The sequence below is a fragment of the Burkholderia diffusa genome (genome assembly GCF_001718315.1).
GTDB classification, from domain to species: domain Bacteria; phylum Pseudomonadota; class Gammaproteobacteria; order Burkholderiales; family Burkholderiaceae; genus Burkholderia; species Burkholderia diffusa_B.
In genome coordinates this window covers 287025-299618 of record NZ_CP013362.1, presented here as the reverse complement: position 1 = coordinate 299618, position 12594 = coordinate 287025, and the positions used below count along the sequence as shown (strand labels likewise).

Here is a 12594-nt window from a genome sequence, read left to right as displayed (position 1 = left end):
CGATTAATTGCGGTCGAGATCGATGTCGATACCGAGCGAGCGGATTTCCTTCACGAGCACGTTGAAGGATTCCGGCATGCCTGCATCGATCACGTGATCGCCCTTGACGAGGTTTTCGTACACCTTCGTCCGGCCGGTCACGTCGTCCGACTTCACCGTCAGCATTTCCTGCAGCACGTAGGACGCGCCGTACGCTTCGAGTGCCCACACTTCCATTTCACCGAAACGCTGGCCACCGAACTGCGCCTTACCACCCAGCGGCTGCTGCGTGACGAGCGAGTACGGGCCGGTCGAACGCGCGTGCATCTTGTCGTCGACCAAGTGGTGCAGCTTCAGGTAGTGCATGTAGCCGAGCGTCACGCGACGTTCGAACATCTCGCCCGTGCGGCCGTCGTACAGGCGGACCTGGTTCTTCGACGGGTTCATGCCGAGCTGTTCCGCGATGTCGTCCGGGAACGCGAGGTCGAGCATCTTGCCCATTTCTTCCTCGGTCGCACCGTCGAACACCGGCGTCGCGAACGGCACGCCTTCGCGCAGGTTCTTCGCGAGTTCGAGGATCTCGTCGTCGGTGAAGCTTTCCAGATCCTCCTGGCGGCCCGACTCGTTGTAGATCTTCGTCAGGAAGGTGCGCAGTTCCTCGATCTTCGCCTGACGCTGCAGCATTTCGCCGATACGCCAGCCGAGACCCTTCGCGGCCCAGCCGAGGTGCACTTCCAGAACCTGACCCACGTTCATCCGCGACGGCACGCCGAGCGGGTTCAGCACGACGTCTGCCGGACGGCCGTCGGCCATGTACGGCATGTCTTCGATCGGGACGATCTTCGACACGACACCCTTGTTACCGTGGCGGCCTGCCATCTTGTCGCCAGGCTGCAGGCGGCGCTTCACCGCGAGGTACACCTTGACCATCTTCAGCACGCCCGGCGGCAGTTCGTCGCCTTGCGTGAGCTTCTTGCGCTTCTCTTCGAACGCCAGATCGAACTGGTGACGCTTTTCTTCGATCGAATTCTTGATCGCTTCGAGCGACGCCGCCGCTTCGTCGTCCGCAAGGCGGATGTCGAACCAGTGGTAGTGGTCGAGGTCTTCCAGGTAAGCCTGGTCGATCTTCGTACCCTTCGCGAGCTTCTTCGGACCGCCGTTCGCGACCTTGCCCACGAGCATGCGTGCCAGACGCTGGAACGCGTCGCCTTCCACGATGCGCAGCTGGTCGTTCAGATCGAGACGGTAGCGCTTCAGTTCGTCGTCGATGATCTGTTGCGCACGCTTGTCGCGCTGGATGCCTTCACGCGTGAACACCTGGACGTCGATCACGGTGCCGCTCATGCCCGACGGCACGCGCAGCGACGTGTCCTTCACGTCCGAAGCCTTCTCGCCGAAGATCGCGCGCAGCAGCTTCTCTTCCGGCGTCAGCTGGGTCTCGCCCTTCGGCGTGACCTTGCCGACCAGCACGTCGCCCGCTTCGACTTCCGCACCGATGTACACGATGCCCGATTCGTCGAGACGGCCGAGCTGGACTTCCGCCAGGTTCGAGATGTCGCGCGTGATTTCTTCCGGCCCGAGCTTCGTGTCGCGTGCAACGACGTTCAGCTCCTCGATGTGGATCGACGTGTAGCGATCGTCGGCCACGACCTTCTCCGAGATCAGGATCGAGTCCTCGAAGTTGTAGCCGTTCCACGGCATGAACGCGATCAGCATGTTCTGGCCGAGCGCGAGCTCGCCCAGGTCCGTCGAGGCGCCGTCGGCCAGCACGTCGCCGCGCGAGACCTTGTCGCCCATCTTCACGATCGGACGCTGGTTGATGTTCGTGTTCTGGTTCGAACGCGTGTACTTGATCAGGTTGTAGATGTCGACACCGACTTCACCTGCGACCGCCTCGTCGTCGTTCACGCGAATCACAATACGGCCTGCGTCGACATAGTCGACGACGCCGCCGCGGAACGCCTGAACCGTCGTGCCCGAGTCGACCGCGCAGGTACGCTCGATGCCCGTACCGACGACCGGCTTTTCCGGACGCAGACACGGCACGGCCTGACGCTGCATGTTCGAACCCATCAGTGCACGGTTCGCGTCGTCGTGCTCGAGGAACGGGATCAGCGAAGCTGCAACCGACACGATCTGCGACGGCGCGACGTCCATGTACTGGATGCGGTCCGGCGTGACCATCATCGTTTCGCCGGCTTCACGCGACGACACGAGTTCGTCGATCAGGGTGCCGTCCTCGTCGATCGCGGCGTTCGCCTGCGCGATCATGTAGCGGCCTTCCTCGATCGCCGACAGGTAGTCGATCTGGTCGGTCACCTTGCTGTCCACGACCTTGCGGTACGGCGTCTCGAGGAAGCCGTACTCGTTGAGGTGCGCGTACAGTGCGAGCGAGTTGATCAGACCGATGTTCGGACCTTCCGGCGTTTCGATCGGGCACACGCGGCCATAGTGGGTCGGGTGCACGTCACGCACTTCGAAGCCTGCGCGTTCACGCGTCAGACCGCCCGGGCCCAGTGCGGAAACACGGCGCTTGTGCGTGATTTCCGACAGCGGGTTGGTCTGGTCCATGAACTGCGACAGCTGCGACGAACCGAAGAACTCGCGGATCGCCGACGAAATCGGCTTCGAGTTGATCAGGTCGTGCGGCATCAGGTTTTCGCTTTCGGCCTGGCCGAGGCGTTCCTTGACCGCGCGCTCGACACGCACGAGACCCGCGCGGAACTGGTTTTCCGCCAGTTCGCCGACGCAACGCACGCGGCGGTTGCCGAGGTGGTCGATATCGTCCACTTCGCCCTTGCCGTTGCGCAGTTCGACGAGGATCTTGATCGTCGCGAGGATGTCGTCGTCCTGCAGCGTCATCGGGCCGACGATCTCGTCACGGCCGACGCGGCGGTTGAACTTCATGCGGCCGACCTTCGACAGGTCGTACGCTTCTTCGCTGTAGAACAGACGGTTGAACAGCGCCTCGACCGCTTCTTCGGTCGGCGGTTCGCCCGGACGCATCATGCGGTAGATCGCGATGCGCGCGGCCGTCTTGTCGGTCGTTTCGTCGACACGCAGCGTCGACGAGATGTACGGACCCTGGTCCAGATCGTTCGTGTAGAGCGTCTGGATGTCCTTGATGCCCGCTTCGCGCAGCTTCTCGAGCACGCTTTCCGTGACTTCGTCGTTCGCGGTCGCGATCACTTCGCCGGTGTCGCCGTCGACGACGTTCTTCGCCAGCACGCGGCCGAGCAGATAGTCTTCCGGCACCGAGATGTACTTGGTCTTCGCGGCTTCGAGGTCGCGGATGTGCTTCGCGTTGATCCGCTTGTCCTTCTGGACGATGACCTTGCCGTCGCGATCCGTGATGTCGAAGCGCGCGACTTCACCACGCAGGCGCTCGGGCACGAACTCGAGTTGCGCGCCTTCGTCCATCAGCGTGAAGTTGTCGAACACGAAGAAGTTCGCGAGGATCTGTTCCGGCGTGAGGCCGATGGCCTTCAGCAGGATCGTGACCGGCATCTTGCGGCGACGGTCGACGCGGAAGTACAGGATGTCCTTCGGATCGAATTCGAAGTCGAGCCACGAGCCGCGGTACGGAATGATCCGTGCCGAGAACAGCAGCTTGCCCGAGCTGTGCGTCTTGCCCTTGTCGTGTTCGAAGAACACGCCCGGCGAACGATGCAGCTGCGAGACGATGACACGCTCGGTGCCGTTGATGACGAACGAGCCCGTCGGCGTCATGAGCGGAATTTCGCCCATGTACACTTCCTGCTCCTTCACTTCCTTGACGACCGGCTTGTTCGGCGATTCCTTGTCGAGGATGACGAGGCGGACCTTCGCGCGCAGTGCGGAGCAGTACGTCAGGCCACGCTGCTGGCATTCCTTGATGTTGAATGCCGGCGCGGACAACGCATAGCTCACGAACTCGAGGCGCGCGAAGCCGTTGTGCGAAACAATGGGAAATACCGATGTGAATGCGGCTTGCAAACCTTCAGGCTTGCGTTGCGTGCCAGGCACATCAGCTTGCAGAAACGTGCTGAATGATTCAAGCTGGGTGGCCAGCAAGAACGGAACTTGGTGAACGATGGGGCGCTTCGCGAAACTCTTGCGAATGCGCTTCTTCTCGGTGAAGGAATATTGCATACGATCTCCGAATCACGGCGGGTGCTGTCGAGGCGGGATACCTGGACGTTTCGAACCCGAGTGTTCACCGACTGAGACCCGATGGCCGCCCGATGGCTTGAACGAGCCGAGAAGCTTGGTGGTTGGCCGCTACCAACCGCTGGCTGACGGCAGCGGATGCCTGTGTTGCCCGCTACCCGACCAAACTTGCCTTCTGCAGTCGCTTCAGAAGACAAAGAGAAACGCCAATCGTGACCATTGATTACGATTCGGCGGTTTTCTTTGGCCTCTGGGGCCGACTATTCGGGCTCCCGAATGAGTGCCAGAATAACGTCCCCACAAAGCACAAAAAGGCCGGCGGTGAAAATACCGCCAGCCTTCGCACAGCGCGTCGAAACTTACTTGACTTCGACCTTCGCGCCAGCTTCTTCCAGCTTCTTCTTGGCTTCTTCAGCAGCAGCCTTGTCGACGCCTTCCTTGACAGCCTTCGGTGCGCCGTCAACGACGTCCTTCGCTTCCTTCAGGCCCAGGCCCGTCAGTTCGCGAACTGCCTTGATGACTGCAACCTTGTTGCTGCCCGCTTCAGCCAGAACGACCGTGAATTCGGTCTTCTCTTCTGCAGCAGCAGCAGCGCCGCCGCCTGCCGGGCCAGCGACTGCCACAGCAGCTGCCGACACGCCAAACTTCTCTTCGAACGCCTTGACCAGTTCGTTCAGTTCCAGAACGGTCATCCCTTCGACTGCTGCCAGGATGTCTTCTTTTGCGATTGCCATTTGAAATACTCCTAAATTGAATTCGGATACAGCCAGCGATCAGTGACGCTGATGCACGCTCGATTACGCAGCTTCCGCTTGCTTCTTCTCGGCCAGCGCGGCAAGAGCACGCGCGAAGCCCGAAACAGGCGCTTGCATAACGAACAGCAGCTTCGAGAGCAGTTCTTCACGGCTCGGGATGCTTGCCAGCGCTTGCACGCCAGCCTTGTCCATCACCTTGCCATCGAACGAACCAGCCTTGATGACCAACTTGTCATTGCTCTTGCTGAAGTCGTTGACGACCTTAGCAGCAGCAATTGCATCTTCCGAGATGCCGTAGATCAGGGGGCCAGTCATCTGCTCTGCCAGCGGAGCAAAAGGCGTACCTTCAACAGCGCGACGCGCCAGCGTGTTCTTCAACACGCGCAGGTAAACCTGTTGCTCACGCGCTTTCGCGCGCAGCTTGGTCAGATCGCCAACCGCAATTCCACGATACTCAGCCAGCACAACGGTCTGGGCCTTCGCGACTTGCGCGGCAACCTCAGCGACGACGGCTTGCTTGTCTTCTCTATTAAGCGGCACGGTTAGCCTCCAGAAACGATACGTTCGGCATGAAACCTCACGTACCTCGTTCAACAACGGCGTCCGACCTCGTTAGGAGTATTTCCACCTCACGCCGTGAATCGCTTCACGACCTGCGGCTTCACCACTGCAAAACTTTTTCGGGTTCGCCATCTGCGTTGGCTTGAATTAAGGGATCGCCTGCCTGCTGCGTCCCACCAACGGTCTTTGATAACCGGTTGCCCGCCCTGCTGCACGAACAACCGCCCAAAGCCCATGTAGGCCGCTTCGCGAACGAAGCGGCCCGAATACTTGCTTATGCTGCCAGCGTAGCCTGGTCGACACGCACGCCGACGCCCATCGTGCTCGACAGTGCGATCTTGCGCAGGTAGACGCCCTTGCTCGTTGCCGGCTTGGCCTTCTGCAGCGCTTCGATCAGTGCCGACAGGTTCGAACGCAATGCGTCTGCTTCGAACGATGCACGGCCGATGGTCGCGTGGATGATACCGGCCTTGTCGACACGGAATTGCACCTGACCAGCCTTCGCGTTCTTGACTGCAGTCGCGACGTCCGGCGTGACCGTGCCGACCTTCGGGTTCGGCATCAGGCCGCGCGGGCCGAGGATCTGACCGAGCGTACCGACGATACGCATCGTGTCCGGCGAAGCGATCACGATGTCGAAGTCCATCTGGCCGGCCTTGATCTGCTCAGCCAGGTCTTCCATACCGACGATTTCCGCGCCTGCTGCACGAGCCTGCTCGGCCTTGTCACCTTGTGCGAACACGGCAACGCGAACCGACTTGCCCGTACCTGCCGGCAGAACGACCGAACCACGAACGACCTGGTCCGACTTCTTCGCGTCGATGCCGAGCTGGACTGCGACGTCGATCGACTCGTTGAACTTCGCGCTCGCGCATTCCTTCACGAGTGCCAGTGCGTCTTCGATCGCGTACAGCTTCTGACGGTCGACCTTGGCGGCAAATGCCTGACGGCGCTTGGAGATCTTAGCCATTTACACGCCCTCCACAGTGATGCCCATCGAGCGTGCGCTACCAGCGATGGTGCGAACGGCTGCATCCAGATCAGCTGCCGTAAGGTCCGGCATCTTGGTCTTCGCGATTTCTTCGGCTTGAGCGCGCGTGATCGAACCGACCTTGTCGGTGTGCGGCTTGCTCGAGCCCTTGTCCACCTTCGCCGCCTTCTTGATCAGGACGGTCGCCGGCGGCGTCTTCATCACGAACGTGAAGCTCTTGTCAGCGTATGCCGTGATGACCACCGGCACCGGCAGACCCGGCTCCATGCCTTGAGTCTGCGCGTTGAACGCCTTGCAGAACTCCATGATGTTCAGGCCGCGCTGGCCCAGTGCCGGACCGACCGGCGGCGACGGGTTGGCTTTACCTGCAGGAATCTGCAGCTTGATAAAGCCGACAATCTTCTTTGCCATTTGTAAACCTCGTTGGAACGCCAGACGGCGTTCGGTGAGTGATAACGCGCGTTCGCCCTTGGCTACTGACGCTCCTCAACGGCTATAACGCGAACCGTAAGCGCGAAGGTGGGCAGCCGAGGCTGCCCACCGAATCGGGATCAAACTTTTTCGACCTGACCGAACTCGAGTTCGACCGGGGTAGAACGGCCAAAGATGGTGACCGACACACGCACGCGCGATTTTTCGTAGTTGACTTCCTCGACGGTGCCGTTGAAGTCCGTGAACGGGCCTTCCTTGACACGCACCATCTCGCCAACTTCGAACAGGGTCTTCGGGCGCGGCTTCTCGACGCCTTCCTGCATCTGCGACATGATCTTTTCGACTTCCTTCGGGGAAATCGGGGTCGGGCGGTTACGCGCACCGCCGACGAAACCCGTGACCTTCGCCGTGTTTTTCACGAGATGCCACGTTTCGTCCGTCATCTCCATCTCCACCAGCACGTAGCCGGGGAAGAAACGACGCTCGGTTACTGCCTTGTGGCCACCTTTGACTTCGACCACTTCTTCGGTCGGCACAAGAATCTGACCGAATTTATCCTGCATGCCAGCACGTTCGATGCGCTCTTGAAGCGCACGTTGCACGCTCTTCTCCATACCGGAGTAGGCGTGCACAACGTACCAACGCTTTCCGCTCGGGGATGCCGGAGTATCGCTCATATCATTTCCAACCCAGAATCGCCGAGAAAATCACCCATTCGATCGATTTGTCACTCAGCCAGAGGAAAATCGCCATCACGAGCACGAAACCGAACACGACAAGTGTGGTTTGCGTTGCTTCCTTTCGGGTGGGCCAAACGACCTTGCGGACTTCCTTGTACGAATCCTTGGCAAATGCGATGAGGCTCTTGCCAGGTGCGGACATCAGACCGACGGCCACGCCGGCGATGATACCTACCGCCAATGCGGCACCGCGGACATACCACTGCTGATTGGCCAGCCAGAAGAAGCCCACGAATCCGGCCAAGACCAGCAATACGCCCAGGGCCAGCATCAGCTTATCGCCGGAGGTATTTACAGTTTCGACGGATGGATTCGCCATAACACCTTAAAACAAATGCCACGTGGGACACGTGGCGATTTTTGGCAGGGGCAGAGGGAATCGAACCCCCAACCTTCGGTTTTGGAGACCGACGCTCTGCCAGTTGAGCTATACCCCTAAACCATGTTGGGGCCGGCTGCTGCCAGCCCCAAAACTGTCGATCAACGAATAACTGGCTTACTCGATGATCTTGGCGACGACGCCGGCGCCGACGGTACGGCCGCCTTCGCGGATTGCGAAGCGCAGACCTTCTTCCATCGCGATCGGAGCGATCAGCTTCACCGTGATCGACACGTTGTCGCCCGGCATCACCATTTCCTTGTCCTTCGGCAGCTCGATCGAGCCCGTCACGTCCGTCGTACGGAAGTAGAACTGCGGACGGTAGTTGTTGAAGAACGGCGTGTGACGACCGCCTTCGTCCTTGCTCAGCACGTACACTTCAGCCGTGAAGTGCGTGTGCGGCGTGATCGAACCCGGCTTCGCCAGAACCTGGCCACGCTCCACGTCTTCACGCTTCGTGCCGCGCAGCAGGATACCGACGTTGTCGCCTGCCTGACCTTGGTCCAGCAGCTTGCGGAACATTTCAACGCCCGTGCAGGTCGTCTTCACCGTCGGCTTGATACCGACGATTTCGATTTCCTCGCCGACCTTCACGATGCCACGCTCGACACGACCCGTCACCACCGTACCACGGCCCGAGATCGAGAACACGTCTTCCACCGGCATCAGGAACGCGCCGTCAACCGCACGCTCCGGCGTCGGGATGTACGTGTCCAGTGCGTCTGCCAGGTTCATGATCGCCACTTCGCCCAGCTCGCCCGTGTCGCCTTCCAGCGCCAGCTTGGCCGAACCCTTCACGATCGGCGTGTCGTCGCCCGGGAAGTCGTACTTCGACAGCAGTTCGCGAACTTCCATCTCGACCAGCTCGAGCAGTTCTGCGTCGTCCACCATGTCGCACTTGTTCAGGAACACGATGATGTACGGAACGCCAACCTGACGCGCCAGCAGAATGTGCTCACGCGTTTGCGGCATCGGGCCGTCTGCTGCCGAGCAAACCAGGATCGCGCCGTCCATCTGCGCCGCGCCCGTGATCATGTTCTTCACATAGTCAGCGTGGCCCGGGCAGTCGACGTGTGCGTAGTGGCGGTTTGCCGTTTCGTACTCGACGTGTGCCGTGTTGATCGTGATGCCGCGCGCCTTTTCTTCCGGTGCCGCGTCGATCTGGTCGTAGGCCTTCGCTTCGCCGCCGAACTTCTTCGTCAGAACCGTCGTGATCGCTGCCGTCAGCGTCGTCTTGCCGTGGTCAACGTGACCAATCGTACCAACGTTGACGTGCGGCTTGGTCCGCTCAAACTTTTCCTTGGCCATTTTCAACTCCCGAAAGGAATTTCACATGTTGCGCCGCGCGCAAACAGACACTGACTTTTTACTGCTGGTGCCCATGGGCAGGATCGAACTGCCGACCTCTCCCTTACCAAGGGAGTGCTCTACCACTGAGCCACATGGGCGCTATTACGCTTCAACTACACGGACTGGAGCGGGTGAAGGGAATCGAACCCTCGTCGTAAGCTTGGAAGGCTTCTGCTCTACCATTGAGCTACACCCGCACGGGCCACTAACGATTCCCTACCGCTCTCTGCGCTGATGTTCTGGTGGAGGAGGTTGGATTCGAACCAACGTAGGCGTAAGCCAACAGATTTACAGTCTGCCCCCTTTAGCCACTCGGGCACCCCTCCGTAGAGAACTGACGATTATGGGGGTGCATCGCACTCTTGTCAAGCACATCCGGAAGATTATTTTTCATTCTCTTCCAGCGCACTTGTGCGATTCACCTGACATTCGCGCTCACCCGGCTAAGGCAAGCCCACATGTTCGTCAGACCCCGTCTTCAGCGTCGATTTGCATCTTCGCTAAAAACGAAAGACCGCCATCATACGGCCTCCCAAGCATAATGCCAAGCGGGTAGACGCAAAAAATCCGCAATTTCCATGCCGACGGGAATTTCCGAGACGTCTGGCACACGCCTGGACCGCTGAAGCCTATTGATAATGGGGCGGCAGAACACCGTCCACGGGGTCGACCGGGTTGTCTGCGGGAACTTCTGGCATACCGAAGCCAGATATCCGGATATAGCGCCGCTGCTCGCCTCTTCCGCTGCGACACCGGAATCCGCGCTCAACGAGCCGAGTATCGTATGAACACAGCGGATATCAGATGTATAGCGCGGCTTCGCCGCGACAGTCTGATCAGGCACCTATCTAGATCGGCTTGCGCGAGCGCGCAGTTCGGCTGCACGCTCGCTGCGGCAGTGATGCGTATTCGACGTGGCCGCCAGGGACAGGCGTCGCGTAGCAGCGGCAGGAGGAGTTTGAGGCGAGATCGAGCTTTCGGCACCGGTCCAGGGCGTCATCGTCGCCTCCAGCGGCCATAAGGCGCGCCCGAGGGCTGTCCAATACCATGGCGTGCGGCAGCTTCCGGAACTGCGGCGGTCACCGGCATCGTTGCGTTGTAAGCGGCGACGAAGCATCCGGTGTCCACGGCCGGTTCCTGTGTCTGACCTGCTCCCCGCGTTTAGTACGGTGACGGTGTAGAGTCCGTTCCAGAGAGGAACGGCAATGAAAAAGCGATTCACCGAAGAACAGATCATCGGTATCTTGAAGGAAGCCGAGGCTGGCCTGAAGCCGGCGGAGCTGTGTCGCAAGTACGGCATCTCGGAAGCGACCTACTACAACTGGAAAGCGAAGTTCGGCGGGATGACGGTCTCCGAAGCGCAGCGCCTGAAGGAACTGGAGCAGGAGAATAGTAAGCTCAAGCGTCTGTTGGCCGAATCGATGCTCGACAACGCCGCGCTGAAGGACTTGCTGGCTCGAAAGTAGCAAGCCCGCAGGCCAAGCGCGAAGCGGTCCGGATATTGATGACCGAACGTGCCATGGGTGTTACCCGGGCCTGCGGGCTGGTAGGGATTTCGCGCTCTCTGTTCTATTACGAATCACGCCGCCGAGTTGACGACGAAGTGCTGACTGGCCGGATGATGGCCATCGCCGCGCAGAAGCGCCGCTACGGCTATCGCCGGATTCACGTGCTGTTGCAGCGGGATGGCTACTTCGTCAATCACAAGCGTATCTGGCGCCTGTACACCAAGGCGGGACTGAGTGTGCGCAAGCGGCGACGCAAGCGTATTGCGGCTGTCGAGCGCACGCCGCTACCGTTACCAACAGGCCCGAATCAGAGCTGGTCGATGGACTTCGTTTCTGACGGGCTGGCCTATGGTCGGCGGTTTCGATGCCTGAACGTGGTCGACGACTACACGCGCGAGTGCTTGGCCATCGAGGTCGATACTTCATTGCCGGGCCTACGCGTTCAGCAAGTGCTCGAGCGGCTCAAGGAGATGCGAGGCTTACCCGCATCCATCACGGTCGACAACGGGCCGGAGTTCGCTGGTAAGGTGCTGGATGCATGGGCCTACGAAGCCGGTGTCACGCTGTCGTTCATCAGGCCTGGCAAGCCGGTGGAGAATGCCTATATCGAGAGCTTCAACGGTCGCTTCCGCGACGAATGCCTGAACGAGCACTGGTTCGTCTCAATGCGCCACGCCAAGCGGCTGATTGAGGAATGGCGTATCGAGTACAACACCGAGCGGCCTCATAGTTCGCTCGGCTATCTGACGCCTGCGCAGTTCGCCCGGGCGCACGACGCGAAGCAGCAGTTTTTAACTTCGGACTCTAACTGCAGTTCGGACTAAAACCGGGGGCAGGTCATGTCGACTTTGATTGGAATCCCTATGCGGCGCCGTCTGCGGACCTGGCGCCATGGAAGCTAACATGCGACGCGACAACCCGCGTCGACACGAGCGCCATGAACTTCTCGTCGGTGGCTGAGGTCTCGACTGTTTCGGTGACGCAGTTCATTCGCTCGCCGAAGAAGCTAGCGCCCTTCGAAGCGGGTAGCCCGCTCTCGACAGAAACAACAGAGGAGACTTCTGATTGGATCGAGCAGGCAAACTGAGCTCACCTCCCGACTCCTGGGCGCCGACGAAAGGTCCGATGGGAATTTCGGTCATCATTCGAGTGCCAACAGGCCATACTCCCGCAGCCTCGAGCTGGCGCGGACTTACCATGAACGCGCCAGTCACATACCGACGACACGCGTGCCTCGAACATAGTCACCGACATTGGATGAAAAAGTGCCTTGGTGGTTGGCTTCGCCGAGGCGGCCCAAGTCGTCTCCGCGCTCGGAGATTGCAGCGAATAATCTGGAGATAGGTTCGGGATGATGGAAAGGGGGGACCGAGTTACGGTGCTCGAGCAACGAACGGACAGGTTCGACTGCCTGCACGCGCGCCTTCCGCCGCCCAAATGCAAAAACCCCCGCCTGTTTGGGCGGGGGTTTCTGGCTTAGGGAGCCTGACGATTACCTACTTTCACACGGGAATCCGCACTATCATCGGCGTAGAGTCGTTTCACGGTCCTGTTCGGGATGGGAAGGGGTGGGACCGACTCGCTATGGTCATCAGGCAAAGAGGGTTGTCCTGCTGGCGTGGCCAACAGAACCAATCTTGGAAGAAGCAGTAATTTTGAGTTGTGTGTATCACACACGAGAATCCAACTTGTCGCTCTGGATCTGGCGGCCGGTGCTGTCGCACGGCGCCGATCTACAAGGCAGACTTGT

At 60.0% G+C, this 12594-nt stretch carries 10 protein-coding genes, 4 tRNA genes and 1 rRNA gene; 2 read left to right on the top strand and 13 right to left on the bottom strand.

Annotation, left to right across the window (positions count from 1 at the left end):
• Nucleotides 1-3: 3 nt before the first annotated feature.
• From rpoB to WI26_RS01265, 12 genes are all read right to left on the bottom strand, one after another.
• Nucleotides 4-4110 (bottom strand): DNA-directed RNA polymerase subunit beta, encoded by a 4107-nt coding sequence (rpoB, locus tag WI26_RS01320; RefSeq protein ID WP_069225039.1) that lies wholly within the window; start codon nt 4108-4110, stop codon nt 4-6.
• A 377-nt stretch (nt 4111-4487) separates the two neighbouring features.
• Entirely contained in the window at nt 4488-4862 is a 375-nt protein-coding gene (gene rplL / locus WI26_RS01315) for a 50S ribosomal protein L7/L12 (RefSeq protein WP_021161757.1), read from the bottom strand.
• Nucleotides 4863-4925: 63 nt separating this feature from the next.
• The gene (gene rplJ, locus WI26_RS01310; protein WP_059448627.1) at nt 4926-5423 is read right to left on the bottom strand and encodes a 50S ribosomal protein L10; all 498 of its coding nucleotides are present in this window, start codon (nt 5421-5423) and stop codon (nt 4926-4928) included.
• Nucleotides 5424-5718: 295 nt separating this feature from the next.
• Nucleotides 5719-6414 (bottom strand): 50S ribosomal protein L1, encoded by a 696-nt coding sequence (rplA, locus tag WI26_RS01305; protein WP_059468480.1) that lies wholly within the window; start codon nt 6412-6414, stop codon nt 5719-5721.
• Nucleotides 6415-6846, bottom strand: a complete 432-nt coding sequence (gene rplK, locus WI26_RS01300) for a 50S ribosomal protein L11 (protein ID WP_006400671.1) — start codon at nt 6844-6846, stop codon at nt 6415-6417.
• A gap of 140 nt (nt 6847-6986) precedes the next feature.
• The gene (gene nusG / locus WI26_RS01295; RefSeq protein ID WP_006400672.1) at nt 6987-7544 is read right to left on the bottom strand and encodes a transcription termination/antitermination protein NusG; all 558 of its coding nucleotides are present in this window, start codon (nt 7542-7544) and stop codon (nt 6987-6989) included.
• 1 nt (nt 7545) lies between these two features.
• The gene (gene secE, locus WI26_RS01290) at nt 7546-7926 is read right to left on the bottom strand and encodes a preprotein translocase subunit SecE (RefSeq protein WP_006482892.1); all 381 of its coding nucleotides are present in this window, start codon (nt 7924-7926) and stop codon (nt 7546-7548) included.
• 42 nt (nt 7927-7968) lie between these two features.
• A tRNA-Trp gene (locus WI26_RS01285) sits at nt 7969-8044 on the bottom strand.
• A gap of 59 nt (nt 8045-8103) precedes the next feature.
• On the bottom strand, nt 8104-9294 hold the full coding sequence (tuf, locus tag WI26_RS01280; RefSeq protein ID WP_011882996.1) for an elongation factor Tu: 1191 nt from the start codon (nt 9292-9294) through the stop codon (nt 8104-8106).
• Nucleotides 9295-9359: 65 nt separating this feature from the next.
• Nucleotides 9360-9434 (bottom strand) — tRNA-Thr (locus tag WI26_RS01275).
• Nucleotides 9435-9459: 25 nt separating this feature from the next.
• Nucleotides 9460-9533, bottom strand: a tRNA-Gly gene (locus WI26_RS01270).
• A gap of 43 nt (nt 9534-9576) precedes the next feature.
• A tRNA-Tyr gene (locus tag WI26_RS01265) sits at nt 9577-9662 on the bottom strand.
• An 879-nt stretch (nt 9663-10541) separates the two neighbouring features.
• Between WI26_RS01265 and WI26_RS01255 the strand changes: the two genes are divergently transcribed.
• Together WI26_RS01255 and WI26_RS32060 are read left to right on the top strand one after the other, a co-directional pair.
• A protein-coding gene (locus tag WI26_RS01255) for an IS3 family transposase (protein ID WP_155768721.1) occupies nt 10542-11668 on the top strand; the annotation gives its coding sequence in 2 pieces (ribosomal slippage) (nt 10542-10782 and nt 10782-11668; 1128 coding nt in all).
• A gap of 113 nt (nt 11669-11781) precedes the next feature.
• On the top strand, nt 11782-11931 hold the full coding sequence (locus WI26_RS32060) for a hypothetical protein (protein WP_155768724.1): 150 nt from the start codon (nt 11782-11784) through the stop codon (nt 11929-11931).
• Nucleotides 11932-12327: 396 nt separating this feature from the next.
• Here the strand turns inward: WI26_RS32060 and rrf are convergent.
• Nucleotides 12328-12440: ribosomal RNA gene (gene rrf, locus WI26_RS01250) — 5S ribosomal RNA — on the bottom strand.
• Between the last annotated feature and the right edge of the window lie 154 nt (nt 12441-12594).